Genomic DNA, 23,530 nt, shown 5'->3' on the forward strand with positions numbered 1-23,530 from the left:
GACGTGCACCCTGTCCCTTGGCTCCCCAGCGCGAGGCTAACGTAACATGGCCGAGCCGGACAACGTATGGAACGCTGGGTCAGCTTTAACGCGCCGGCGGCGGCGACCTGACCGCCCCCAGCCTGCTGGCGCGGCCGCATTGACCTTGACCCTTGTAGAGGTCTAACTGCAGCCCAATCTTATGGCCCCCGGACGCGAGAGGCGCGGGCCGGGCAGGAGGGTATTTATGGCCACTGCCAGGCACGCAAAGGTGCTGATCCTCGGTTCGGGACCAGCCGGCTACACGGCGGCCATCTATGCCGCGCGGGCCATGCTGAAGCCGCTGCTGATCGAAGGCTCGCAGCCGGGCGGTCAGCTCACCATCACCACCGATGTCGAGAACTACCCGGGCTTCGCCGACGTGATCCAAGGTCCCTGGCTCATGGAGCAGATGCGCGCCCAGGCGGAGCATGTCGGCACCGAGATCGTCATGGATCAGATCGCCAAGGTCGATCTGCAGACGCGCCCCTTCAAGCTCAAGGGCGAATCCGGCGACAGCTATACCTGCGACGTGCTGATCATCTGCACCGGCGCGCAGGCGCGCTGGCTCGGCATTCCATCCGAGGAGAAGTTCAAGGGCCACGGTGTATCGGCGTGCGCCACCTGCGACGGCTTCTTCTACAAGGGCAAGGAGGTCGTGGTCATCGGCGGCGGCAACACCGCCGTCGAGGAGGCGATCTTCCTGACCAACTTCGCCAAGCGCGTCACCGTCGTGCATCGGCGCGACCACTTCCGCGCCGAGAAGATCCTGCAGGATCGCCTGTTCAAGAACCCGAAAATAGAGGTGATCTGGGATCACACGCTGGAGGAAATCGTCGGCACCAATGATCCGACGTCGGTTACCGGCGTCAGGCTGAAGGATACGCAAACCGGCGCCGTCACCGAGCGGGCGGCCGACGGCGTGTTCATTGCCATCGGCCATGCACCGGCGACGGAGCTGTTCAAGGACCAGCTCGAGATGACGAAGTCGGGCTACCTGGTCACGCGCCCGGATTCTACCGCGACGTCGATCCCCGGAGTTTACGCGGCGGGCGACGTCAAGGACGAGGTTTACCGCCAAGCGGTGACGGCGGCGGCCATGGGCTGCATGGCGGCGCTCGAGGCCGAGCGCTATTTCGCGACGCTGGAGATCGAGGCCGAGACCGAGGCCGCGGAGTGATCTGCGGCCCTGGGGCCGAGCGCGCTACTGCATTCTGTAGGCGACGAGCTTGTCGCTCATCATCATCGGCATCAGCAGTAGGTTCTGATCCGGCACGTAGCCGATGTCGGCAGTCCCCCGATCGAGATCGAGCAGCTTCGTCGCCTTGCCCTTGCGGTCGATTCGATAGAGCGCTCCGGCTACCCAGTCGCTAACGAGAAACGAGTCGCCCTCGGGCTCGATGCCGTCGAGGTTTCCCACCGGCTTGCCATCGCCGAGATCGCGGATCGTCTTGTCGGCCATCGTGACCTCCACGAGGTTGGAGGGCGAAGCCGATTGGGCTGACGTGCCGGGAGGGCCCCAAGCAGCGATGATCAGTCTGTCTCCCGCAACGTGCAGGCCATTCGGAAATTTGAGTGCCGGGTCCTCGAGCCATTTCTCGAGCTTGCCGCCGGCCAGGCGCCAGATCGCGCTGGTGTTCGAATCGGAGACGTAGACGTTGCCCTGCTGGTCAGCGGCCACGTCGTTGAGGAACGTGGCGCCGGGCGCCTCGTAGCTGGCAATCGTCTTGCCGGTCTTGGTGTCGATCTCGACCAGCCGGTCGATATCGGAGGCGTACAGCTTGCCGGCCGCCAGCGCCATGCCCTTCGGCGCGTCGAGGCCCCTTGCCCATTCGAGCGCGATGACCTTGCCGTCGGCCAGCGACACCTTGGAGATGAAGCCGTTGCCGTCCTTGTCGGTCGGCTTGCCTGCGACATTGCTCACGTACGCGAAGCCTTCCTCCGGCACCGGCAGCGCCGACTCAGGGGTCTTCAAGCCGGCGGTCTCCCACAGCACGGCCGGCGCCGCGCACGCGGCGTCGACCGCCACCCCTGTGACGATCAGGGCCACTGCGATACCTGCAAACTTCATCTTGGGCCTCCCTGAAGAGATTCTGTGGCTTGGGTTGCACCGGCTTATATGGGACTGCGCCGGCAGGTCGCCCTGTTCAGGCATCGGGGGCTGGTTTAAGTTGCAGCGCAACAAGACCGGTACAGTCATCGCGTATAGCCATCCGAATGCTTGCGTTTGGGCCCTGCCGGAGCAGCGACGCTGTGCGCGATAGTGCAGGAAGCGATCCATGGACTGGGACAAGCTCAGGATCTTTCATGCGGCGGCTGAAGCGGGGAGCTTCACGCACGCGGGTGACGCGCTGCACATGAGTCAGTCGGCCGTGAGCCGTCAAGTGTCGGCGCTCGAGCGCGATCTCAAAGTCACGCTGTTCCATCGCCACGCGCGCGGTCTCGTCCTCACCGAGCAGGGTGAGCTCCTGCACCGCACGACCTCGGATGTGATCAACAGGCTGCACACGGCCGAAACGCTGTTGTCCGACACGACCTCGAAGCCCTCGGGTGAATTGCGCATTACGGCCCCGGTCGGCTTCGGCACGATCTGGCTCACGCAGCGCCTGCGCGAATTCCAGGATCTCTATCCGGAGATTCGCATCGAGCTGAACCTCAACGACGACCAGGTCGACATCGGGATGCGCGCCGCCGACGTCGCCATCTGGACGCGTGAGCCGCCCCAGTCGGACCTCATCCGCCGCATGCTGTTTACCAGCCGCGTGCGCGCCTTCGCCTCGACGCAGTACGTGCGCCGCTTCGGTGCGCCGAAGACACTGGAAGAGCTCGAGGGACACAGCATCGTGTCCTACAGCGGCCAGCCGGCGCAGCACCTCTCGGCCATCACCTGGATCGAGACCGCCGGACGCGATGGCAAGGGGCCGCGCGAGCCGGCGTTCCGCGCCAACAGCGTCGTGGCGCTGCGCTATGCTATCCGCGCCGGCATCGGCATCGGCATGATCCCCGACTACATGACCGACAACGAGGCCGACCTGGTGCCGGTGCTGACCGACATTGCCCCTCCAACCCTGCCAATCCTGTTCGTCTACCCTGAGGAGCTCAAGTCCTCGAAAAAGGTGCAGGTGCTGCGCGATTTTCTCGTCGCCCAGGCGCGGCAGTGGAAGTTCTAAGAAGCCGGGGTCATACGCCCGCGTCTCGCCTCGGTAACCCAGGATTTGCAGGCGGCGGGACGAGACGCTATCTAACGGGCAGTTTCTTGAGCATCGGCGGCTAAGAAGCACCATCTCCACCCTCGCGCCCGGGGTCGCCCGGGGCGGGAGGGGTGGTTTTTTGTGCGGCGCTGGCTGCTCCATCAGCCTCTATCGAGACACGAGACACGGCATGGCTAAGACACTCTACGACAAGATCTTCGACGATCACGTGGTCGAAAGCCAGGCGGATGGCACATGCCTTCTCTACATCGACCGCCATCTCGTGCACGAGGTGACGAGCCCACAGGCCTTCGAGGGTCTGCGCATGTCAGGCCGCAAGGTGCGCGCGCCGGAGAAGACGCTCGCCGTCGTCGATCACAACGTGCCGACCTCGGACCGCACCAAGGGCATCGACGACGAAGATAGCCGCATTCAGGTCGAGACGCTGGCTGCCAACGCGCGCGACTTCGGCGTCGAGTATTACAACGAGCTCGACAAGCGGCAGGGCATCGTGCACGTCGTCGGCCCCGAGCAGGGCTTCACGCTGCCCGGCACGACAATCGTCTGCGGCGACAGCCACACTTCGACCCACGGCGCCTTCGGGGCCTTGGCGCACGGCATCGGCACCTCCGAGGTCGAGCACGTGCTGGCCACGCAAACCCTCATCCAGCGTAAGGCCAAGAACATGCGCGTCAGTGTCGACGGGCAGCTGCCCGCCGGCGTCACCGCCAAGGACATCATCCTCGCCATCATCGGCGAGATCGGCACCGCCGGCGGCACCGGCCACGTCATCGAGTATGCGGGCGAAGCGATCCGCGCGCTATCGATGGAAGGGCGCATGACCATCTGCAATATGTCGATCGAAGGCGGCGCGCGCGCCGGCATGATCGCGCCCGATCAGAAGACCTACGACTTCATCAAGGGCCGGCCGAAGGCGCCGAAGGGCGGCGCGTGGGACATCGCCATGCGCTACTGGGAGACGCTGCGCTCCGACGACGGCGCTTTCTTTGATTCGGAGATCAAGCTCGATGCGGCCAAGCTGCCGCCCATCGTCACCTGGGGCACGAGCCCCGAGGACGTGGTTTCCATCTCCGGCGTCGTCCCCGACCCGGCCAAGGTCGAGAACGAGAACAAGCGCGCCTCCATGCAGCGTGCGCTCGAGTACATGGGCCTGACGCCCGGCACTAAGATGACCGACATCCCGCTCGACGTGGTGTGGATCGGCTCGTGCACCAACGGCCGCATCGAGGACTTGCGCGCCGTCGCCAAGATCGTCGACGGCAAGAAGATCTCCAGCCGCCTCGCCTACGCGATGATTGTGCCCGGCTCCGGTCTCGTCAAAGCGCAGGCGGAAGGCGAAGGCCTCGACAAGATCTTCAAGGATGCGGGCTTCGAATGGCGCGAGCCGGGCTGCTCGATGTGCCTCGGCATGAACCCAGACCAGCTGAAGCCGCAGCAGCGCTGCGCGTCGACCTCGAACCGCAACTTCGAGGGCCGCCAGGGCCGGCTCGGGCGCACGCACTTGCTGTCGCCGATCATGGCGGCGGCGGCGGCCATCGAGGGCCACTTCGTCGACATCCGCAGCTGGAGCGCCTAGCGCGGGCTGGCGTCGGGCAGATCCCACCAGGGCCTGCCGCCTTCGTGCCAGGCATCGGCGCGCGAGGCCGCGAAGTCTTTCAGCGCCGCATCGTCGAGCCGCAGCAGCGCGCGCCGTTGGCGCGCCACCTCGCCCGCCCGCTCGATGAAGGCGAACACATCGCCCAAACCCCGGAGTCTGCGGGCGCGAGCGCTGGTCGCAGTGCGGCTCTTGCAGGCTGCTTTCGATGCCATCGTTGTCCTCCCAGCTTGGTGCGGAGAGCTATCTAGGGAGGGGCCTTCCATAAGAAAAGTGAATGTTTATTATGTCTCGCATCACGGCTCGTTATGATGAGCTGGAGGTCGCTAGCCATGTCGCGGAACATCGATGTCGGGCTTTTGCGCGCGTTCGTCGCCGTCGTCGAGACGGGCAGCGTCACGCGTGCCGCGCATCTTCTCAATCTCACGCAGGCCGCCGTCAGCCAGCAGCTGAAGCGGCTCGAAGATCTGTTCGGGGTCGAGCTGTTCGATCGCTCCAATCGCGCCATGCGCACAACGGCGGCCGGCGAACGACTGCTCGCTCATGCGCAGACCATGATGACGATGAACGACGCCATTTGGGGCCTGATGAGCAAGCCGCATTACGAAGGCGAGATTCGCGTCGGGGTTCCGCACGATGTCGTGGAGCCTAACATTCCGCCGGTGCTCAGGCGCTTCGACCGCGCCTGGCCGCGCGTGCAGGTCACCCTCACGTCGGGGATTACAGTGGACCTGTTGGGCGCGCTCGAGCGCGGCGAGCTCGACGTCGCCCTGTCGACGGAGCGCAACGTTCCCGAGGGCGCCGAGCTGCTGTTGCGCGACCCGCTCGTCTGGGCCGGCGCGCGCGGAGGACAGGCGCACCTGCGCGAACCGTTGCCGGTGTCGTTTGGCAGTCCAAACTGCGCCTTCAGGGCCTCGGCCATCGCCGCCTTGGTGGCCAAAGGGCGCGACTGGCGTCCGATGTGCGAGGCGAGCGTGCTCGATGCGGTGAAGGCGACGCTCTATGCCGACACGGCCATTGCCCCCATGCTGTTGTCGGCGGTACCCGATGACCTGACAGTGCTGGAAGCGGAGGACGGCTTGCCGCCGCTACCGCCGTTCTGCATCAACATGCGCCTGCGCAGCGTCGGCAAGTCCGCGGTTGCCGAGGAGTTCGCCGCGTTCGTGCGGCAGGAGTTCGCTTCGCGCTATGGTGAGCGACGTCAGGCCGCCTCGGCGGCGGCGGAACAGAAGATGCTGGAGCGATCATGAGCGGCACCCTCGTTGAGCAGCAGTTCGGCGCTGCAGCCGCCGACTATGCGACCTCCACCGTGCATGCCCGCGGGCCGAGCCTTGCGCGCCTCGTCGCGCTGGTGGCGCCGCAGCTCCACTGGCGGGCGCTCGACGTCGCCACCGGCGCCGGTCACACGGCGCTCGCCTTTGCGCCGCTGGTGGCGCACGTCATCGCCTCCGACATCACCGAGGAAATGCTCGCCGAGGCGGGCAAGCTCGCCCGCGCACGCGGGCTCACCAATGTAGATGCCGCGAAGGCGGACGCGGGCAAGCTGCCGTTCGCCGATGCCAGCTTCGACCTCGTCACCTGCCGGCTCGCCGCGCATCACTTCCCCGATCCCGCCGCCTTCGTCGGCGAGGCCTGGCGCGTGTTGAAGCCGGGCGGCGCCTTCGCGCTCGTCGACAATGTGAGCCCTGACGCGATGCTGCTGCCCGACGCCACGCCGGCGCAGCTGCGCGATGCTACGGTTCTCTACAACGCCTACGAGAGGCTGCGCGACCCGAGCCACGCGCGCTGCCTGTCCCCCAGCGAATGGCTGGAGCTGCTCGGCGACATAGGCTTCGCCGGCGCCCGCCACGAGCTGCTCGATCAGGACATCGCCTTTGCGCCGTGGACGGCGCGCATGCGCTGCAGCAGCGAGACCATCGCGCGCCTCGCAACCATGCTCGAAGCCGGTCCGCTCCGCGCCTTCCTGCGCCCGCGCGAAGACGGCGGAGAGCGGCTCTTCACGCTGCAGGAAGCGATCATCGTCGCGCACAAGCCGGACTAGTGTGATCATGCGCAACATCATCGACTGGCGACGCGTCACCGCTCCCGATCTGGCCGAGTTCGAGGACATGGCCGAGGCGGCCTGGCAGCGTCTGCCGCAGGAGTTTCGCGCCAAGGCGGGCAACCTCCTCATCCGCGTCGAGGACTTTGCCACCGACGAGGTGCTGGATGCCCTCGGCATCGACGACCCGCTCGATCTTCTGGGCCTCTACCACGGCGTCAGCCTCGACAAGAAAAGCGTGCTCGACCTGCCGCAGCAGCCCGACATGGTATTTCTTTACCGCCGTCCGCTGCTCGATGAATGGGCCGAGTCCGGAGAGACCTTGGGCAACCTGATCACGCACGTACTGGTACATGAGGTCGGCCACCACTTCGGCTTTTCCGACGACGACATGGAGCGCATCGAGGCGGCGGCGGACGGCTGATATGCGCCGGCGGCAGAGCTAACCTTTTGGATTGCGTTTGGGATGATCCCGGCACCCGTCTTGTAACGGGCGCTAAAGGGGGTCATGTTAACGGCGGGATAGAAGCCGGGGTTCCAAGAGTTCTGCCGATGTTGATCCGCCGCGGTTCGCGCCGCTTGGCCTGTGGCCTGATCGCACTTTTGATGGTGCCGGCTCCGGCGTTCGCGCAGGATCCCAAATCGCCGACCCCGGAGGAGTACGTCGCCCATACGGGTGGCGAGGCGACGATCGTCGCGGCCGGCGAGTTCAAGCTCGACGGCATTGCGCTCTATTGCGGCACCCGCCCGACGGTGATCGACAACAACCTCGACGACTACGGCGCCGCCTATCCCGGCTTCCTGATCATGAACATGCGGCTTTTGTCGCGGGTGACGACGCCGGTGAAGCTGTGGATCTACTCGCACGAGTGCGGGCACCAGTTCCGTGGCCCGGACGAGGAGACGGCCGATTGCTTCGCCGTGCAGCGCGGCCGCCGCCAGGGCTGGCTGTCGCCGGGCGGGGTGGAGGAGATCTGCTCCTTCATCGCCCCGGCCAAGGGCGATGCCATGCACTTCTCCGGCTCGCACCGCTGCGAGTACATGCGCCAGTGCTTCGGCGAATTCGGGATTCGCTGATGCTCCCGATCGGGAGCATTGCCTTCGATTTGGGATCGTCTCTGCCAAAATGTGGGTATTATGTACTTTACACACAAGACCAGACATGGCATAGTGATTCCAGTCACTTAGGAAATTGAGCCATGTCGATTTTAAACGCCGCCCATTTTCACGACGAAGCCGCCGCCATCACGAAGCTGGAAAGCATCGTCTGGCCTGAGGGCCCGGTTTGCCCCCACTGCGGCCACCACGGCGAGACCTACGTCATCAAGGGCGCCCGCTCGAAGCCGAGCAAGAAGCACCCCGAGGGGGTCGAGCGCCACGGCCTGCGTACCTGCAAGGAGTGCCGTAAGCAGTTCACGGTGAAGGTCGGCACCGTCTTTGAGAGCAGCCACATACCGGTTCACAAGTGGTGGCAGGCAGTTCACCTGCTTTGCTCGTCCAAGAAGGGCATCAGCGCGCATCAACTGCACCGGACGCTGCAGATCACATACAAAAGCGCCTGGTTCATGGCGCATCGCATCCGTGAAGCGATGCGCGAAGGCGGCCTAGCGCCGATGGGCGGCAACGGTGGCGTTGTCGAGATCGACGAGACGTACCACGGGCCGAAGGAGGGCGCCGTGAAGGGTCGCGGCGGCTTCGGCCACAAGCGCGTCATCCTCACGCTGGTCAACCGTCAGGGTTCGGCGAGGAGCTTCCACGTCGACAAGTCGAACACGGCGAACGTGCTGCCCATTGTCAAAGAGAACCTGAGCAATGAGGCTGTGGCCGTCACCGACGAGAGCCGCATCTATGATCGGCTAGGTGAGCACGCGGCCCGTCATCTGACGGTCAACCACGCGCGGGGCGAATACGTCTCGCAGGATCGCGACGCGTGGATCGCGGGCGACATCCATACAAACACGGTCGAGGGCTACTTCTCGATCTTCAAGCGTGGGATGCGCGGGGTGTATCAGCACTGTAGTGAGAAGCACCTGCACCGCTATCTAGCTGAGTTCGATTTCCGGTACAGCGCTCGCTCGGCACTTGGCGTCGAGGACGAGGCGCGCGCCTCGAAAGCGATAAAGGGTATCAAGGGCAAGCGCTTAACGTACCGGCAATCATCTGATCAAGAACAAGTAGAGAACAACTAGACAGAGTCGCCCAAATCACCTATATACGAATCAATTCGTGCTGGTAGACATCCACATATGGCCAGCTACGAAGGGAGAACGCCAGAGGCGTTCGCCAGGAGCTATAGGCTCCTGTCATTAAGGGAGCCATTTACGGCCAAAGCCGTTAATGTATCTCCTGTCGGGGCTACGTCGCAGTTTCCTTGCTTCAAGCATCGAAGCAATACGCGTACCGAAGTCTTGCGGCCGCAAGATCTTTTCCCGATCATTCTTCATCGCCCGGTAACTCGGATAAGCGATGGCATCGGCTATTTGCAGCCCCGCGATATTATCACTCTTGGGATGCAGCTTGATATCGTTCGAAGTTAAGCGCGCCTGGATGCGCTGCGCCGAAATCCTTCCAGTGCCATGAACATGGATGCGCTTGAACGAGGCCTTTAGCTTCTTGTCTGGCGTCTTGTTCCGCGCCTCCGCGACAACGTCGCCGACTAGAGCGCGTCCTTTGTCCTCGAGCCACTGCACATAGCGCTCGACCAAGCACATCATGCAGTAGTGGTAAGGGTCGTACTGCCAGACCGTGTACTGCTGCTTATGCTGGCGCTTATCGATCACAACGGTGATGACGACGTACGGCAGGTCCGTCAGCAGTTGAATCAGCCGTTCATCGAACTGTCTTCGTGCCTCTTCGTTGTGGAGGACAGCAAATGGTCCTTGGCGGCGCATGATATCCCTGCGATGCAGAATCACCGGTGCCGCATCAGTATGGCCGAACAATTCGGCCTTCATGGCGTCGAGCTGAGGCTGGAACCGCTGGGCGTGATAGTCCAACGTCGTTATGACCCCTGTGAGCGACAGATACCGCGCGTTGTCGTCGTGAACGGCAGCGTTCAAGTCGCCATTGCCAACTTCATCTATGTAGAGGCGGCATTTCATGGGAAAGAGCACCAAATATGCGATAGACTACTCGTCTCAGTTGCCTGAAACAGAACTGAGCGAGGACGATGGCCTGCGCCTTCTCGCGCGAGAACTTGGGGTTCCCGAAAGCGAGTTGGTATCAGAGCCGGAAAGCGTCAGAGCGGACGAGAAAACAGACAAGCGACACAGCCGCAAGAGATAAAAAGCTTTTAACTCGGCTAATGGAATGAAGTCAAAAAACGAAAATACTAAGAAGTCGCAAGCCCAATCTTTCATCGATAAGGCGCGGGAGCTGGGAGCGGACGACGCCGAGAGCACTAACGAAGTTATGCGCCGCCTTGCGCAGCAACCCAAGGCCGAGCGCAAGCCGCTCAAAAAGAAAAAGGCCGCCAAGTAGGGCGGCCATCTCCCCTTGCCGTGCCGCGCCCTAGTTGACGTGCACCACCTGCTTTGCCGCGTCCTTCGTGATGTGGCCAGTGCGCTGCAGGATCGCCTTTACCTGCTCCATCTGGTTGAGCAGATCCACGGCTGCTTTCTGGTCAAGAACCAAGCGGGCGACGGGATAACGCCGCGCTGAAGGCTTCGCCGGAGGTTTTGGTTCATCGAAGCGGGTTACGCTGAATTCCAGGCGCAGCGTCGATCCATCGAAGAAGAACATTCCAACGGAGTCGACAAATGTCTCATCCAACTCGGGACGATCCACTTTACGGATGTCCGGGGCATGCTGATTGCTCATATCCATCGGTCCTGATCGCGTGGGCACCTGACGGCGCAGTCCAGTGCCATATTGATGGCGACTGGTTCATGCTCTCGGCATGCCGCGATTCGAGGTTGTGCGTCAAAGACCCTGCAACTGAATAGCCGTGTTCCCGTACGGGAACACCAACTGGTCTCCGATCCTCAAATCAGATAAAAGTTCCCGCTCGGGAACACTGGGCTGCCGTAGCTGGCTGTGTGTGTAAAGTACATAAGGCCCCAAAATGTTCCCGAGCGGGAACCTAGAGGCTTGTGAGAGCCTGTACGGCTGCAAATGTTCCCGATCGGGAACAAGGGCTGGCCTAGAGGGCCGAATCCAGCTAAAAGTTCCCGTTCGGGAACATGGGGCGCCTGATATGGCATCTTGCTCCTATAAGTTCCCGATCGGGAGCTTTGGAGAATCAGATGGCCGACCACCCCGCCTCTGAGCTTGAAAACTCGGCGCGCGCCCTCGCTCAGCAGTTCGGCGCCATGGTGCGCGAGCACCGCGAAGCCCTGAAGATGCGCCAGGACGACTTGGCGCTGGCCACGGGCGTCGGCCGCCGCTTCATCCTCGAGCTCGAGGCCGGCAAGCCGAGCTGCCAGCTCGGGCGCGCCCTGGTCGTCGCCGCCGCCGTCGGCCTCAGAACCTTCGATCTCATGTCGGCCAACAACGACGGCGACAACGCGCTGCTGCCCGACCTCGTCGACGACCTCCCCGACATTGAAGATGACGGCGAGGAAGAGGACGAGGGCGACGGCCGTGGCTGAGCTCACGGTCTATTACGAGAGCCGCGTCGTCGGCACCATCGAGGTGCACGCGGAGGGGCCGAGCTTCACCTACGCGCCCCAATGGCTGTCGATGCGCGGCGCTTTCCCGCTATCGCTGCTGATGCCGCTGTCGCCGCGCCGCGTGAGCCCGCGCCTGTTCCTGCCCTGGGCGGCGAACCTCTTGCCGGAATCGACGCAGCTCAGGGCCATCGGCCTGCAGCTTGGCGCCGCGCCCGAGGACGTCATCGGCATCCTCGCCGAGCTCGGCCGCGATACGGCCGGCGCGCTGTCGATCGGCAAGCCGGGCAGCACCTCAACCGCCGACTGGCGCCCGGTACCGAACGCGAAAGCACTGGAGAAGATCCTGGAGGAGCTGCCGTCGAAGCCCTTCCTCGTCGGCGAGGACGGCGTCTCCATGTCGCTTGCCGGCGTGCAGACGAAGCTGGGTGTCGCCATCGACGACAAGGGCCGCATCTGCGTGCCGATCAACGGCGCGCCGTCGACGTGGATCTTGAAGCCGGATTCGGAGCGCCTCTTTGGCGGCGTGCAGAACGAGGCGCTGTGCCTCGCATTGGCGAAGCGCCTCGGCCTCAACGCGCCGGAGGTGACCACGGGGAAGGCCGGCAAGCGCACCTATCTCATGGTCAGGCGCTACGACCGCGTGGAGCAAGCGGGGCGCTGGCGGCGCCTGCACCAGGAGGACTTCTGCCAGGCGCTCGGCAAGCCGCCATCGGCGAAATACGAATCGAACCAGACCGGCATTCCCGGCCCGACGCTGGCCGAAATGTTCGCGGTCACGCGCAATGCCATGCAGGCGCCCGACGTCGTCAACCTGCTCGACTACGTCATTTTCAACGTCATCGCCTGCAACACCGACGCGCACGCCAAGAACTATTCGCTGATGATCTCCGGCAAGGGCTTCCGGCTGGCGCCGATCTACGACGTGATGTGCGGGCTCGCGTGGGAGCACGTGACGCGCAACATGGCGCAGAAGATCGCCGGCAAGAACCGCGGCGAGCACCTCAAGCGGCGCCACTGGCTGCGCTTTGCCGCCGACGTCGGATTAAATGGTTCGCGCCTCGTCGCGCGCGTCGAGGCGCTGGCGAAGGCAACGCTCACCGAGACGCGCAACGCCACCGCCGACGTAGCGGCCATGCCGGCCGGCGCGCATCCCCTCATGCAGCAGGTGACGGAGGCGATCGAGGGGCGCGCACGGGCGCTGCTATCGGGGCTCGCAGATACGGAAGCCGCCGAGGGCGAGCTTCCAAACGCGCCGAGCAAGCGCAGCAAGGGGCGCAAGCCGCCGGGGGCGAAGGCAGCGCGCACAGGTTGAGCCATGCGCGCTGCGTAGCCTCTTACGTAGCGAAAGTGCGCACGTCCTCTTCCGGATTGGCCCTGATCTTGTGGATCGACAGATCGGCGCCGCGGTGCTCCTGGTCGGGCGTCAGGCGGATGCCGACTGTTATCTTCAGCACCCCGTAGACGCCGAGGCCCACGAGCAGGCCGAACGCCGCACCGGCGATGGAGCCGACGAGCTGCGAGGCAAAGGTGACGCCGCCGGCGCCGCCGAGCAGCGTCAGCCCAAAGATGCCGCAGGCGATGCCGCCCCACAAGCCGCACAGCCCGTGCAGCGCCCACACGCCGAGCACGTCGTCGATCTTCCACCTGTTGGTGGAGATCTGGAACATCTGCACGAAAATGGCACCGGCGACGCCGCCGACGAACAGCGAGCCCAGCGGATGCATGACGTCGGAGCCGGCGCATACGGCCACGAGCCCCGCTAAGGCGCCGTTGTGCACGAAGCCCGGGTCATTGTCGCCGACGATGTAGGCGACGATGATGCCGCCGCACATCGCCATCAGCGAGTTCATCGCCACGAGACCCGAGACCACTTCGAGCTTTTGCGCGCTCATCACGTTGAAGCCGAACCAGCCGATGCACAGGAGCCAGGAGCCCATCGCCAGCCACGGGATCGACGACGGCGGCGAGGCCACGCCCCGACCCTCGTAGCGTCCGATACGTGGCCCGAGCATCAATACGGCGCCGAGCGCCGCCCAGCCGCCGAAGGCGTGCACCACGATGGAGCCGGCGAAGTCCTTGAACGGCGCACCCAGCACATCCTTGAAGAAGCTCTCCTGCAGGCCGAAGTTGCCATTCCAGTAGACGCCTTCGAGCAGCGGATAGAAGAGGCCGACCAGCGCCGCCGTCGCCATCGCCTGCGGGGCGAACTTGGCGCGCTCGGCGATGCCGCCGGAAATGATCGCCGGCACGGCGGCGGCGAAGGTGCACAGGAAGAAGAAGCGGACAAGCGTGTAGCCTTGTGCCTCGTATCCGGGCGCGCCGCCGGCAATCGCGGACGCGGTGTCGAAGAAGCCCACGCCGTAGGCGATGGTATAGCCGATGAGAAAATAGAAGACGGTCGAGACAGCGAAATCGACCAGGATTTTGACCAGCGCGTTGACCTGGTTCTTGTGGCGCACGGTGCCGGTTTCGAGAAACGCGAAGCCACCGTGCATCGCAAACACGAGGATCGCACCCATCAAAAGGAAAAAGACGTCCGCTCCCTGCATCGTCGTGTCCCCCATCCCTGGCCGGTTCTTGCCGGTCGATGCGCCACTTCGCTAGGCAGTTGCCCAATCGAGCGGCATTACGGATAGAGAGACGCAACCCGAAGCCGCAGTCAACGGCTCCGTCGTCGGATCAACAGCGGCACGGCCTGGAGCGCGTTCAGCGAATACGGCGCGGGTTCATGTAAAGGTCGGCCTCGTGGCGATCGAGCGCCGGCTTGACCTTGCCGCGCCGCACATCCTTCCACAGCCGCCGCATGTGGCGCCGGCAGTCGGCGTTGAAGATCTGCATGGCGCTGAACAGCTGCAGCACGGTGATCAGCCGGCGGTCGGCATGCTCGACGCGCACCCGGCCCTTCCATTTGCCGCCGATGGAGAACACTTTGCCGTCGAGGTGGCCGACGGCCCTGCCCTGCTGGTCATAAAGGGTGAAGTCGCCACCCAGATCGATCAGGTCGCGCTTCAGCCGGTAGAATTGCGGTTTGCCGTCACTGACGATGAAGAACGCGAAGTTTTCCGGCAGCAACGGCCATTTGTTGGCCGAGCGCTCCAAATAGACGATGAAATTGTCCTCGTCGGTATTGATCGAATAGGTCATCACCGGCAGGCCGCGCGCGGCAATGGTCTGCTGCAGCGAGCGCCCGATCATCAGGTCCATGGTCGCCCGCCAGTTCAAAGACTCGTTGAACACTTTGAAGACGAGGCGCTTGTCCATGCCCTCGGCCGTCTCCCATAGGTCCTCGCGGTAGCCGATGAGCCCGGTGCGCTCGCCGCCTTCGATCACCTCGGCGAAGATGTCCATGTCGGAGGTGAACTGCCGCGACTTGGCGCGGTTGCGCGAGCGTTTGTAGATACCGAACTCGGTACGGTTTAGGTTGGTGATCCAGATGTCGACGGTGAAGTGGTACCAGCCGTTCTTCACCGCCTTGGCAGCGATCGCTTTCGAGACGCCGGTGACTTTGGCGGCATCGGCGCGCGCCTCGGCTGCCGCGTCGGCGGCTGCGTCGGCGGCTGCGGCATTGGCCCTGGCGTCAATCCGGGCTGCGGCTGCGGTCATCGTCGGCCTCCCGCTACGAGCGAATCAAGTCGCTGCAGCCTAGCACCGGCTCGGCGCGGGCAAGCCGGGAGCGCGGAAATCCCGTTGGAAAACTTCAGGGTTTGGGACGCGCGCCGAAGATGGCGCTGCCGACGCGCACGTGCGTTGCCCCAAACGCCACGGCGGTTTCGAAATCGTCGCTCATGCCCATGCTTAGACCCGACAACGCGTTGTCGGCGGCGAGCTTGGTGAGAAAGGCGAAGCGCAGCGCCGGCTCCTCCTCGAGCGGCGGAATGCACATCAGTCCGGCGATCTCGAGCCCCAGCTCGTCGCGGCAAAGGGCGAGCAACGCCGGCAGCTCGCGCGGGGCGACGCCGGCCTTCTGCGGCTCCTCCCCGGTGTTGACCTGGAGGAACAGCTCGAGCCGCTTGCCCTGCTTTCGCATCTCCTCGGCGACGGCACGGGCGATCTTCGGCCGGTCGATCGAATGGATGGCGTCGAAAAGCTCGACCGCCTCCTTCGCCTTGTTCGACTGCAACGGGCCGATGAGATGCAGTCTTATGTCGGGGAACTGCGCCTTGAGCTCAGGCCACTTGGCCTTGGCCTCCTGCACCCGGTTCTCGCCGAAAAGGCGGTGGCCGGCCTGCAGCACCGGCAGAATCTGCGGGGCGCCGAATGTCTTCGAAACCGCTATGAGGTGCACTTCGGCCGGGTCGCGCTCGGCGGCCTTCGCCGCCACGGCGATTCTCGCCTGCGTTTCGGCGAGACGCCCTGACATTTCAGTTTCCAGTGTCATCCAACCGCCTTGACCCGCATGGTCCTTTGAGGCTCATTACGCCGCTCAAAGCCTCTAAATCCCGAAAGTCCGACGCCGTATGGCCAATCAAAGCTACGACGCGCCCGCACGCGAGAAGCACTGGCAGGAAGCCTGGGAAAAGGAAGACATTTTCCGCGCCTCCAACAAGGACGAGCGCCCCAAGTGCTACGTCCTGGAGATGTTCCCCTACCCCTCGGGGCGCATCCACGTCGGCCACTCGCGCAACTACACCATGGGCGACGTGTTCGCACGCTACAAGCGTGCCAGGGGCTTCAATGTGCTGCACCCCATGGGCTGGGACGCGTTCGGCATGCCGGCCGAAAACGCCGCCATGGAGCGCAAGGTGCACCCGGCGGAATGGACTTACCAGAACATCGACACCATGCGCCGGCAGCTGAAGTCGATGGGGCTGTCGCTCGACTGGTCGCGCGAGATCGCCACCTGCTCGCCCGACTACTACCGGCATCAGCAGAAGCTCTTCCTCGACATGCTGAAGAAGGGCCTCGCCTACCGCAAATCCTCGAAGGTCAACTGGGATCCGGTCGATCACACCGTGCTCGCCAACGAGCAAGTGATCGACGGCCGCGGCTGGCGCTCGGGCGCGCTCGTCGAGCAGCGCGAGCTGACGCAGTGGTTCTTCAAGATCACCGACTACGCCGATGAGCTGCTCGAGGCGCTGCAGACGCTCGAGAAGTGGCCGGAGAAGGTACGCCTGATGCAGGCGAACTGGATCGGGCGCTCGGAAGGCCTGTCAGTGCGTTTCGCCCTCGACAAGAAGACGGCCCCGAAGGGTGAGACGGAGGTCGAGGTCTATACGACGCGGCCCGACACGCTGTTCGGCGCCGCCTTCGTCGCGCTGGCGCCCGACCACCCGCTGGCCAAGGCCGCCGCCGAGAGCAACCCCGAGCTCGCCGCCTTCTGCGAGGAGTGCCGCCATATGGGCACCTCCGTCGCCGAGCTGGAAACGGCCGAGAAGCAGGGCTTCGACGCCGGCATCCGCGCCGTGCATCCGTTCGACAAAAGCTGGACGGTGCCCGTCTACGTCGCCAACTTCATTCTGATGGACTATGGCACCGGCGCCATCTTCGGCTGCCCGTCCGGCGACCAGCGCGACCTCGATTTCGCGCGCAAATACGATCTGCCGTTCAAGCCCGTCATCCTGCCACCGGGCGAGGACGCCGCTACCTTCGCCATCAAGGACAAGGCTTTCGACGGCGAGGGCACGATGATCAACTCCTCGTTCCTCGACGGCCTCAGCACGCAGGAAGCGTTCGAAGAGGTGGCGAAGCGCCTCGAAAAGGCGAAGCTCGCCAAGAAGCCGGTCGGGGCCCGCAAGGTGAACTACCGTTTGCGCGACTGGGGCATCTCGCGCCAGCGCTACTGGGGCTGTCCGATCCCCGTAATCCATTGCGAGAAGTGCGGCACCGTCCCTGTGCCGGACGCGGATCTGCCCGTCGAGCTGCCCAAGGACGCGACCTTCGACAAGCCCGGCAACCCGCTCGACCGGCATCCGACTTGGAAGCACGTGAAGTGCCCCAAGTGCGGCGGCGAGGCGCGCCGCGAGACGGATACGATGGACACGTTCGTCGATTCGTCCTGGTACTTCGTGCGCTTCACGGGGCCGCACGCCGAGACGCCGGTCGATAAGGAGGCTGCCGCCTATTGGCTGCCCGTCGACCAGTACATCGGCGGCATCGAGCACGCGATCCTGCACTTGCTTTATTCGCGCTTCTTCACCCGCGCCATGTGCGACACAGGGCACCTCAAGCTGACGCAGAACGTGCGCGAGCCGTTCGCTGCCCTGTTCACGCAGGGCATGGTCACGCACGAGACCTACAAGTCGCGTCACGGTGGCTGGCTGCAGCCCAGTCAGGTGCGCGTCGAGGGCGAAGGCGCATCGCGCCGCGCGCTGGAAATCTCGACCGGCGAGCCGGCATTCATCGGCTCGGTCGAGAAGATGTCGAAGTCGCGCAAGAACACCGTCGATCTCGATGACTTCGTTTCTCGCTATGGCGCCGACGTCGCCCGCTGGTTTGTCCTCTCCGACAGCCCGCCCGAGCGTGACGTCATCTACACCGATGTCGGCGTCGACGGCGCCCGCCGCTTCGTACAGCGCATCTGGCGCCTCGTCGATCAGGGCACCGACAGTGCCGCCGAAAAGGGTGCCCCGCAGCCGGCCTCGTTCGGCCCCGAGGCCACGGCCCTGCGCCGCGCGGCGCACAAGGCGCTCGACCAGGTCGCCCGCTCGATCGAGGGGCTGCGATTCAACGTTGCCGTGGCCCAGGTGTACGAGTTCGCAAATGTTCTCGGTCAGACCCTGGGGAAAGCGGGGGCAGACTTCGCCTGGGCACAGCGCGAGGCGCTCGAGTTCCTGGTGCAGATGATAGGCCCGATGATGCCGCATTTGGCCGAGGAATGCTGGGCGCGGCTCGGATACAACACACTGCTCGCCAATCAGGGCTGGCCCGAGGCCGATCCAGCCTTGCTCGTTGACGATATGATCACCATTGCCGTACAGGTGAATGGTAAGCGGCGGGACGAACTGACGATTGCCCGAACGGCTGATTCCGGGGAAATCGAGGCGGCAGCACTGAGACTCGAGCCGGTGCTGCGGGCTCTCGAAGGACGGCCGGTCAAAAAGGTCATCGTCGTGCCGCAGAGGATTGTGAATGTCGTCGGGTGACGGGCGAACACAGGGGGCAGGCGTTGGCCGCTAGCCACCGAGGGATGATCCGGGTTGCGTTGGCGTGTGCTGCGGCATCCATGCTTGTGGCGGGCTGCGGCGACAGCGGATTCCGTCCGATGTATGCCTCGAGCGCCATCGTCGGCGGTCCCGACGTCAATCAAAAGCTTGCCGAACTCGAGATTGCACCCATCCCGGGTCGCGTCGGCCAGCGACTGCGCAACGAGCTGATCTATCAGTCCACCGGTGGCGGTCTCGCCGCCCAGCCGGTCTATCGCCTGGAGATCATCATCCGGGAGTCGATCACCCCGACGCTGGTGCAGATCGACGGCAACTCCTCGGGCAGCGTCTACAATCTCAACACCAGCTTCCGCCTCGTTCGGCTCGCCGATCGGTCCGTGGCGCTGACCGGCGAGAGCAACGGCCGCATCGCCTTCCAGCGCTTCGATTCGGTGTTTGCCAACGTGCGCGCGCGCCAAGAGGCCGAGGACCGTGCGGCCAAGACCGTTGGCGAAGAGCTGAAGGGCCGCCTCGCGGCATACCTATCCGGCAACGCCTGATCGCTTCGGCCTGACGCCGCGCTATCGTCATATGCTATGACGGCGCGCAATCATGGTTGCCATCAAAGCGCACCAGGCTCAGTCGTTCCTCAACCCGCCGGGGCCCAAGGTTCCCGCGGTGCTTTTCTATGGAAGCGACGCTGGGCTCGTTTCCGAGCGCGCGATGAAACTTGCCGCGTTGGTTGCGGCGCGCGATAGCGGCGAAAGCATCCGTATCGACGATGCCGATCTCGATGCCGATCCCGATCGGCTCGCCGTGGAGCTGCAGACCATCCCGATGTTCGGCGGCTCGAAGGTCGTGCGCGCGACGGCCGGGCGTCGCATTACGGCGGCGGCGCTACAGCCATTACTCGAAGGCGGCACGCTGGCAGCGACGTTGATTGTCGAAGCGGGTAACTTGCGCCCTACGGACCCGCTGCGCACGCTGTTCGAGAAGTCTGCGCAGGCCGCCGCCGTCGCCTGCTATGCCGACGAAGCGGCCGACATCGAAGGCCTCATCCGCGAGACCTTGAAGGCGCATGGCCTCGCCATCACCGCCGACGCTCGCGAGCTGCTCGCAGCCCGCATCGGCGCCGACCGCGTCCTCTCGCGCGGCGAGATCGAGAAGCTGGCGCTATACGCGGCCGGCAAGACCCAGATCGAAGCCGCTGACATCGAGGCCATCGTCGGCGACGCTTCCGAGCTCGCCATCGACCGCACCCTTAACGCCGCCGCCGGCGGCCAAGGCGCACGCGCCATCGCCGAGTTCTCGCGTGCCGTGGCCGCTGGCGAAAGCCCGCAAATGGTCATCGGCGCGCTGCAGCGGCACCTGCAGCGGCTGCACCGCATCCGCACCGATCTCGATGCCGGCGCTTCGTTCGAGGATATCATCCGCCAACAACGTCCGCCCGTTCATTTCAAGCAGAAGGACGCCATCGCGCTGCAGTGCCGGTTGTGGACGTCGCCGCGCCTTGCCCAGGCGCTAGCGCGTGCCGCCGAGGCGGCCAAGGCCGCACGCCTGACCCCCGCCCTGGAGGAGGCGATAACCGAGGAGCTCTTGATGGCGCTGGCACGGGCGGCGCGCCCCGCCCCCGCCCGAGGCGTCAGTTAGCCGCGCGGGCGGCCGGTTCTTGGGCATCTCAGTCTTGGCCGACTTGTCCGTCGCGGCGTGGTGCCTATAGTGCGCCAATCCTGACATTGGGGGGTTCATGCAAGAGACGCGCTACGACGTTGTCGGCATCGGCAATGCCATCGTCGACATCATCGGACGCTGTGACGACGGATTTCTGTCGAAGCACGACCTCGCCAAGGGCTTCATGCGCCTGATAGATGCGCAGGAGGCGGACAGGCTTTACGGACTGATGGGGCCGTCCATCGAGCGCTCGGGCGGCTCCGCCGCCAATACCGTCGCCGGCTTGGCTTCGTTCGGCGGCCGCGGCGCTTTCATCGGGCGCGTTGCCGACGATCAGTTCGGCAAGGTGTTCTGGCACGATATTCGCGCGGCCGGCGTCGCATACGACACCAACCCGGCGACCAGCGGCCTGCCGACCGCCGTCTGCCTCATCCTCGTGACCCCTGACGGCGAGCGCACGATGAACACCTTCCTCGGCGCCAGCACCGAGCTTGGCGTCCGCGAGGTCGACGCGGCGATGATCGCTGCCTCCAAGGTCACGTATCTCGAGGGCTACCTGTTCGACAAACCGGAGGCCAAGGAGGCGTTCTACGCCGCCGCCGGCATCGCCGCCAAAGCCGGGCGCAAGACCGCACTTTCGTTGTCGGACGCGTTCTGTGTCGACCGCCATCGGGCCGATTTCCGCAACCTGGTCAAGAACGGCACCGACATCCTGTTCGCCAACGAGAAAGAGATCACCGCGCTCTACGAGGTGAACAGCTTCGAAGAGGCCGTTGCAGCGGTGCGTGGCGAATGCGAGATCGCAGTACTCACGCGCTCGGAGGCCGGGTCGCTCATCGTCACCGCCAGAGAGACGGTGCAGGTGCGCCCGGTTCGGGTCGACGAGGTTGTCGATGCTACCGGCGCCGGCGATCTCTACGCGTCGGGCTTCCTCTACGGGTACACCCGCAACCTGAAGCCCGCCGACTGCGGGCGGCTCGGCAGCCTCGCCGCCGCCGAGGTGATCAGCCACATTGGTGCACGACCCGAGCAGCCGCTCTCAGCGATCGCCAGACAGGAAGGCCTCATCACACGCTGACGCTCCTCGCACGGATATTCGTCAGCCTGCGGTGCGCGATACAATTTGCGGATGCATTTGCGCCACAATAACCGCCGATTGCACAAACTAGTTGCTACAAGACATTTATTCTCCCTGGCAACGCCCTGACGTACAAACATAATCCACATAGCGATTCGAGCCGATTTAGAAGTCGACGAATTGAATGGTCATGGGGACCGATTGCATGCCGACCATGCACGCGCGTTACGGGCGTCCGAAGGGTAGCGGCCTCGACGACAGCCAACAGCTCAAGAGCCTCGCGGCGCTTCTCGCCGCCAACCCTACGCTCAAGCCGACCACCGCCATCCGCTCGCTTGGCGTCGAGGACCCCTCCGCCATTCGCCGCCTGCGCGACAAGTTCCGCATGGATCAGGCGCGCTTGATGGCCGATGCCCGCCACAGCTTCCGCAGCAACGGCCACGCCCTCGCACGTCACAGCCCGGCGCAGCCGAACTCGCGGCGGCAGCTCGCCAGCCTGCGCACCCATATCCCGGCAGCACCGATTGCTGTGCCGGAAGAGACTATCGCCGCCGACGCCGCCCACGCGTTGCCGCAGCCGCCGCTGCTCGCAATCTGGTGTGACCTTGGGCTTTGGGCGACGACGAAGGCGATAGAACAGCAGACAGTGCTGGCCCGGCACTGGCTGCAATTACCGGCGATCGAAATCGCCATGCGAGGTCAACTCGCCGTCGGCGCTTTCGTCGTCGCGGCCATGACGCCGCGAAAACCGCTGAAGCCGCGCCTCCACTGAGCGGCACTCCCTGCACTTACGACCAGAGCTAGAGCGCGTCACTTGACGGGCCGCCTCCCCAGGCGGTCCTTTTTTTATCTCTGCTAGAGCTTGCGCAGCGCCACCGACTCGACGTGGTGGTCGGCCTCCTTGCGCAGGATGAGACTTGCCCTCTGACGCGTCGGCAGGATGTTTTCCTCGAGGTTCTTCAGGTTGATTGAGCGCCAGATCTCGGTCGCACGCACCCGTGCGGCCTCCGGCGACAGGCTGGCGTACTGGTGGAAGTAGGCGGCCGGGTCGCGGAACGCGGTTGTGCGCAGGCGCATGAAGCGGGTCACGTACCATTCCTCGATCACCCCCGGATCAGCGTCGAGATAGATCGAGAAATCGAAGAAGTCCGACACGAACGGGATGGCTTCTCCGCCGCGTGGCATGCGCGCCGGCTGCAGCACGTTGAGGCCTTCGACGATGAGGATGTCGGGGCTTTCGATGACGACCTTCTGATCGGGGAGGATGTCATAGTGGAAGTGCGAATAGATGGGCGCCTCGACGCGCTTCACCCCCGACTTCACGCTGGCGAGGAAGTTCAGCAGGCGCGCCGTATCGAAGCTCTCGGGAAACCCCTTGCGATCCATGATTTGCCGGCGCTCCAGCTCGGCATTGGGCAACAGGAAGCCGTCGGTGGTGATTTGATCGACGCGCGGGTGGTCCGGCCAGCGCGCCAACAGCGCCTTGAGAACGCGCGCGGTGGTGCTCTTGCCGACCGCCACCGAGCCGCCGACACCGATGATGAAGGGCACCTTGCCGTCGGTGCGGCTAAGAAACTTCGACGACACCGAATGCAGCTGCTGCGACGCCGCCACGTAGAGATTCAACAGGCGCGACATGGGCAGGTAGATCTGCTCCACCTCGTCGACCGACAGCTCCTCGATGAGGCCGGAGAGCTGCTCAAGCTCGCTCTCCTTGAGGGTCATCGGCGTATCGAGGCGCAGTCGCGCCCACTCGTCGCGTTGGAATACGCGATAGGGCGAGAACTGCAGGTTCGCGGGATAGGACATCGCGGTCATCGCCGAGCGCCCAAATTATTCTAATTATATCAGCGCTGGCCGCGCTCAGCCTTCTCTTTCAGGCCGGACGTACCCTGGCGCTTGTCGAGCACGGCCAGCACGTCGGCGATGGAAACGCCGCGGCTCTCCAGAAGCACCAGCAAATGATAGAGGAGATCCGCGGCTTCTGCCTTTAGCTGTTCGTCGCTCTCGCCCGTGCCGGCAATGACCGTTTCGATCGCCTCTTCGCCGAGCTTCTTGGCACAGCGCGCGGGGCCGGCATCGAGTAGCTGGCGCGTATACGAGCTGTCCGGCGCCGCCGCACGGCGGGCGCTGATGGTTGCCGCAAGTTGCAGCAGCACGTTGTCGCTCATGTGGGGCTCATGGGGGCGATCCTCAACGGACGCAAGGGGTTATCGCGTCCGGC

At 64.5% G+C, this 23,530-nt stretch carries 26 protein-coding genes; 17 read left to right on the top strand and 9 right to left on the bottom strand.

All coding sequences use genetic code 11. The features are described 5' to 3' along the window. Positions 1-226 precede the first annotated feature (226 nt). On the top strand, positions 227-1,198 hold the full coding sequence (gene trxB, locus F9K20_RS01345; protein ID WP_290997019.1) for a thioredoxin-disulfide reductase: 972 nt from the start codon (positions 227-229) through the stop codon (positions 1,196-1,198). A 24-nt stretch (positions 1,199-1,222) separates the two neighbouring features. Here the strand turns inward: trxB and F9K20_RS01350 are convergent, their stop codons facing one another. Further along, positions 1,223-2,089: a hypothetical protein gene (locus tag F9K20_RS01350; RefSeq protein ID WP_290997020.1), complete on the bottom strand. Its 867-nt coding sequence runs from the start codon at positions 2,087-2,089 to the stop codon at positions 1,223-1,225. A gap of 208 nt (positions 2,090-2,297) precedes the next feature. On the opposite strand from F9K20_RS01350, the gene F9K20_RS01355 reads away from it, so the two are divergent. Further along, on the top strand, positions 2,298-3,188 hold the full coding sequence (locus F9K20_RS01355) for a LysR family transcriptional regulator (RefSeq protein WP_290997021.1): 891 nt from the start codon (positions 2,298-2,300) through the stop codon (positions 3,186-3,188). Positions 3,189-3,399: 211 nt separating this feature from the next. Further along, on the top strand, positions 3,400-4,806 hold the full coding sequence (leuC, locus tag F9K20_RS01360) for a 3-isopropylmalate dehydratase large subunit (protein ID WP_290997022.1): 1,407 nt from the start codon (positions 3,400-3,402) through the stop codon (positions 4,804-4,806). Here leuC and F9K20_RS01365 read toward each other — a convergent pair. Further along, positions 4,803-5,039, bottom strand: coding sequence for a hypothetical protein (locus F9K20_RS01365; protein WP_290997023.1), 237 nt, complete (start codon positions 5,037-5,039; stop codon positions 4,803-4,805). The two genes, leuC and F9K20_RS01365, sit on opposite strands and share 4 nt — an antisense overlap. Positions 5,040-5,156: 117 nt before the next feature. Here F9K20_RS01365 and F9K20_RS01370 point away from each other — a divergent pair, with 117 nt between their 5' ends. From F9K20_RS01370 to F9K20_RS01390, 5 genes are all read left to right on the top strand, one after another. Beyond that, positions 5,157-6,074 (top strand): LysR family transcriptional regulator, encoded by a 918-nt coding sequence (locus tag F9K20_RS01370; protein WP_290997024.1) that lies wholly within the window; start codon positions 5,157-5,159, stop codon positions 6,072-6,074. Further along, entirely contained in the window at positions 6,071-6,865 is a 795-nt protein-coding gene (locus F9K20_RS01375; protein WP_290997025.1) for a class I SAM-dependent methyltransferase, read from the top strand. Before F9K20_RS01370 ends, F9K20_RS01375 begins: the two co-directional genes overlap by 4 nt. 7 nt (positions 6,866-6,872) lie before the next feature. After that, entirely contained in the window at positions 6,873-7,289 is a 417-nt protein-coding gene (locus F9K20_RS01380) for a metallopeptidase family protein (protein ID WP_290997026.1), read from the top strand. 128 nt (positions 7,290-7,417) lie between these two features. Further along, positions 7,418-7,942 (top strand): hypothetical protein, encoded by a 525-nt coding sequence (locus F9K20_RS01385; protein ID WP_290997027.1) that lies wholly within the window; start codon positions 7,418-7,420, stop codon positions 7,940-7,942. Positions 7,943-8,064: 122 nt separating this feature from the next. Then, positions 8,065-9,054, top strand: a complete 990-nt coding sequence (locus F9K20_RS01390; RefSeq protein WP_290997028.1) for an IS1595 family transposase — start codon at positions 8,065-8,067, stop codon at positions 9,052-9,054. Positions 9,055-9,171: 117 nt separating this feature from the next. Here F9K20_RS01390 and F9K20_RS01395 read toward each other — a convergent pair whose 3' ends face one another. Continuing rightward, complete coding sequence (locus F9K20_RS01395) at positions 9,172-9,966, bottom strand: DUF3800 domain-containing protein (protein WP_290997029.1); 795 nt, start codon at positions 9,964-9,966, stop codon at positions 9,172-9,174. Here F9K20_RS01395 and F9K20_RS01400 point away from each other — a divergent pair. Then, positions 9,965-10,150 carry a hypothetical protein gene (locus tag F9K20_RS01400; RefSeq protein WP_290997030.1) on the top strand — a complete coding sequence of 62 codons (186 nt, stop codon included), beginning with the start codon at positions 9,965-9,967 and terminating at the stop codon, positions 10,148-10,150. The genes F9K20_RS01395 and F9K20_RS01400 overlap by 2 nt on opposite strands. A 24-nt stretch (positions 10,151-10,174) precedes the next feature. Next, a complete protein-coding gene (locus tag F9K20_RS01405) occupies positions 10,175-10,345 on the top strand; it encodes a hypothetical protein (protein ID WP_290997031.1) in 171 nt (56 codons plus the stop codon). A 30-nt stretch (positions 10,346-10,375) separates the two neighbouring features. Here F9K20_RS01405 and F9K20_RS01410 read toward each other — a convergent pair whose 3' ends face one another. Next, positions 10,376-10,684, bottom strand: a complete 309-nt coding sequence (locus F9K20_RS01410; RefSeq protein ID WP_290997032.1) for a hypothetical protein — start codon at positions 10,682-10,684, stop codon at positions 10,376-10,378. A 425-nt stretch (positions 10,685-11,109) separates the two neighbouring features. Here F9K20_RS01410 and F9K20_RS01415 point away from each other — a divergent pair, with 425 nt between their 5' ends. Then, on the top strand, positions 11,110-11,454 hold the full coding sequence (locus F9K20_RS01415; RefSeq protein WP_290997033.1) for a transcriptional regulator: 345 nt from the start codon (positions 11,110-11,112) through the stop codon (positions 11,452-11,454). Continuing rightward, positions 11,447-12,787, top strand: a complete 1,341-nt coding sequence (locus F9K20_RS01420) for a type II toxin-antitoxin system HipA family toxin (protein WP_290997034.1) — start codon at positions 11,447-11,449, stop codon at positions 12,785-12,787. The genes F9K20_RS01415 and F9K20_RS01420 overlap by 8 nt, the downstream gene beginning before the upstream one ends. Before the next feature lie 22 nt (positions 12,788-12,809). Here F9K20_RS01420 and F9K20_RS01425 read toward each other — a convergent pair whose 3' ends face one another. From F9K20_RS01425 to F9K20_RS01435, 3 genes are all read right to left on the bottom strand, one after another. After that, entirely contained in the window at positions 12,810-14,024 is a 1,215-nt protein-coding gene (locus F9K20_RS01425) for an ammonium transporter (RefSeq protein ID WP_290997035.1), read from the bottom strand. Positions 14,025-14,181: 157 nt separating this feature from the next. Beyond that, the gene (locus tag F9K20_RS01430) at positions 14,182-15,078 is read right to left on the bottom strand and encodes a hypothetical protein (RefSeq protein WP_290997036.1); all 897 of its coding nucleotides are present in this window, start codon (positions 15,076-15,078) and stop codon (positions 14,182-14,184) included. Between the two features lie 94 nt (positions 15,079-15,172). Continuing rightward, positions 15,173-15,835 (bottom strand): YggS family pyridoxal phosphate-dependent enzyme, encoded by a 663-nt coding sequence (locus tag F9K20_RS01435; protein WP_290997037.1) that lies wholly within the window; start codon positions 15,833-15,835, stop codon positions 15,173-15,175. A 97-nt stretch (positions 15,836-15,932) separates the two neighbouring features. Between F9K20_RS01435 and leuS the strand changes: the two genes are divergently transcribed. The 5 genes from leuS to F9K20_RS01460 all read left to right on the top strand — a co-directional run bounded on the left by leuS (position 15,933) and on the right by F9K20_RS01460 (position 22,078). Next, complete coding sequence (leuS, locus tag F9K20_RS01440; RefSeq protein WP_290997038.1) at positions 15,933-18,557, top strand: leucine--tRNA ligase; 2,625 nt, start codon at positions 15,933-15,935, stop codon at positions 18,555-18,557. Positions 18,558-18,676: 119 nt separating this feature from the next. Further along, complete coding sequence (locus F9K20_RS01445; RefSeq protein WP_290997039.1) at positions 18,677-19,117, top strand: hypothetical protein; 441 nt, start codon at positions 18,677-18,679, stop codon at positions 19,115-19,117. A 52-nt stretch (positions 19,118-19,169) separates the two neighbouring features. Next, positions 19,170-20,207, top strand: coding sequence for a DNA polymerase III subunit delta (holA, locus tag F9K20_RS01450; RefSeq protein WP_290997040.1), 1,038 nt, complete (start codon positions 19,170-19,172; stop codon positions 20,205-20,207). A gap of 97 nt (positions 20,208-20,304) precedes the next feature. After that, entirely contained in the window at positions 20,305-21,306 is a 1,002-nt protein-coding gene (locus F9K20_RS01455) for an adenosine kinase (RefSeq protein WP_290997041.1), read from the top strand. A gap of 205 nt (positions 21,307-21,511) precedes the next feature. Beyond that, positions 21,512-22,078 (top strand): hypothetical protein, encoded by a 567-nt coding sequence (locus tag F9K20_RS01460; protein WP_290997042.1) that lies wholly within the window; start codon positions 21,512-21,514, stop codon positions 22,076-22,078. Between the two features lie 83 nt (positions 22,079-22,161). Here F9K20_RS01460 and coaA read toward each other — a convergent pair whose 3' ends face one another. Next, positions 22,162-23,124, bottom strand: coding sequence for a type I pantothenate kinase (coaA, locus tag F9K20_RS01465; protein WP_290997043.1), 963 nt, complete (start codon positions 23,122-23,124; stop codon positions 22,162-22,164). A 29-nt stretch (positions 23,125-23,153) separates the two neighbouring features. Further along, on the bottom strand, positions 23,154-23,477 hold the full coding sequence (locus F9K20_RS01470) for a phosphoribosyl-ATP diphosphatase (RefSeq protein WP_290997044.1): 324 nt from the start codon (positions 23,475-23,477) through the stop codon (positions 23,154-23,156). Between the last annotated feature and the right edge of the window lie 53 nt (positions 23,478-23,530).

This window comes from Hyphomicrobium sp. (assembly GCF_009026145.1).
In the GTDB taxonomy this organism is placed as follows: domain Bacteria; phylum Pseudomonadota; class Alphaproteobacteria; order Rhizobiales; family Hyphomicrobiaceae; genus Hyphomicrobium_A.

What these genes read in the sequence shown, in the direction of transcription:
- holA (WP_290997040.1), top strand. Translation starts at nt 19,170, where the DNA reads ATGGTTGCCATCAAAGCGCACCAGGCTCAGTCGTTCCTCAACCCGCCG.
- F9K20_RS01375 (WP_290997025.1), top strand. Translation starts at nt 6,071, where the DNA reads ATGAGCGGCACCCTCGTTGAGCAGCAGTTCGGCGCTGCAGCCGCCGAC.
- leuC (WP_290997022.1), top strand. Translation starts at nt 3,400, where the DNA reads ATGGCTAAGACACTCTACGACAAGATCTTCGACGATCACGTGGTCGAA.
- F9K20_RS01470 (WP_290997044.1), bottom strand. Translation starts at nt 23,477, where the DNA reads ATGAGCGACAACGTGCTGCTGCAACTTGCGGCAACCATCAGCGCCCGC.
- F9K20_RS01355 (WP_290997021.1), top strand. Translation starts at nt 2,298, where the DNA reads ATGGACTGGGACAAGCTCAGGATCTTTCATGCGGCGGCTGAAGCGGGG.
- coaA (WP_290997043.1), bottom strand. Translation starts at nt 23,124, where the DNA reads ATGACCGCGATGTCCTATCCCGCGAACCTGCAGTTCTCGCCCTATCGC.
- F9K20_RS01435 (WP_290997037.1), bottom strand. Translation starts at nt 15,835, where the DNA reads ATGTCAGGGCGTCTCGCCGAAACGCAGGCGAGAATCGCCGTGGCGGCG.
- F9K20_RS01445 (WP_290997039.1), top strand. Translation starts at nt 18,677, where the DNA reads ATGTATGCCTCGAGCGCCATCGTCGGCGGTCCCGACGTCAATCAAAAG.
- F9K20_RS01410 (WP_290997032.1), bottom strand. Translation starts at nt 10,684, where the DNA reads ATGAGCAATCAGCATGCCCCGGACATCCGTAAAGTGGATCGTCCCGAG.
- F9K20_RS01350 (WP_290997020.1), bottom strand. Translation starts at nt 2,089, where the DNA reads ATGAAGTTTGCAGGTATCGCAGTGGCCCTGATCGTCACAGGGGTGGCG.
- F9K20_RS01395 (WP_290997029.1), bottom strand. Translation starts at nt 9,966, where the DNA reads ATGAAATGCCGCCTCTACATAGATGAAGTTGGCAATGGCGACTTGAAC.
- F9K20_RS01430 (WP_290997036.1), bottom strand. Translation starts at nt 15,078, where the DNA reads ATGACCGCAGCCGCAGCCCGGATTGACGCCAGGGCCAATGCCGCAGCC.
- F9K20_RS01405 (WP_290997031.1), top strand. Translation starts at nt 10,175, where the DNA reads ATGAAGTCAAAAAACGAAAATACTAAGAAGTCGCAAGCCCAATCTTTC.
- F9K20_RS01425 (WP_290997035.1), bottom strand. Translation starts at nt 14,024, where the DNA reads ATGCAGGGAGCGGACGTCTTTTTCCTTTTGATGGGTGCGATCCTCGTG.
- F9K20_RS01455 (WP_290997041.1), top strand. Translation starts at nt 20,305, where the DNA reads ATGCAAGAGACGCGCTACGACGTTGTCGGCATCGGCAATGCCATCGTC.
- F9K20_RS01385 (WP_290997027.1), top strand. Translation starts at nt 7,418, where the DNA reads ATGTTGATCCGCCGCGGTTCGCGCCGCTTGGCCTGTGGCCTGATCGCA.
- trxB (WP_290997019.1), top strand. Translation starts at nt 227, where the DNA reads ATGGCCACTGCCAGGCACGCAAAGGTGCTGATCCTCGGTTCGGGACCA.
- F9K20_RS01390 (WP_290997028.1), top strand. Translation starts at nt 8,065, where the DNA reads ATGTCGATTTTAAACGCCGCCCATTTTCACGACGAAGCCGCCGCCATC.
- F9K20_RS01365 (WP_290997023.1), bottom strand. Translation starts at nt 5,039, where the DNA reads ATGGCATCGAAAGCAGCCTGCAAGAGCCGCACTGCGACCAGCGCTCGC.
- F9K20_RS01370 (WP_290997024.1), top strand. Translation starts at nt 5,157, where the DNA reads ATGTCGCGGAACATCGATGTCGGGCTTTTGCGCGCGTTCGTCGCCGTC.
- F9K20_RS01380 (WP_290997026.1), top strand. Translation starts at nt 6,873, where the DNA reads ATGCGCAACATCATCGACTGGCGACGCGTCACCGCTCCCGATCTGGCC.
- F9K20_RS01415 (WP_290997033.1), top strand. Translation starts at nt 11,110, where the DNA reads ATGGCCGACCACCCCGCCTCTGAGCTTGAAAACTCGGCGCGCGCCCTC.
- F9K20_RS01460 (WP_290997042.1), top strand. Translation starts at nt 21,512, where the DNA reads ATGCCGACCATGCACGCGCGTTACGGGCGTCCGAAGGGTAGCGGCCTC.
- F9K20_RS01400 (WP_290997030.1), top strand. Translation starts at nt 9,965, where the DNA reads ATGGGAAAGAGCACCAAATATGCGATAGACTACTCGTCTCAGTTGCCT.
- leuS (WP_290997038.1), top strand. Translation starts at nt 15,933, where the DNA reads ATGGCCAATCAAAGCTACGACGCGCCCGCACGCGAGAAGCACTGGCAG.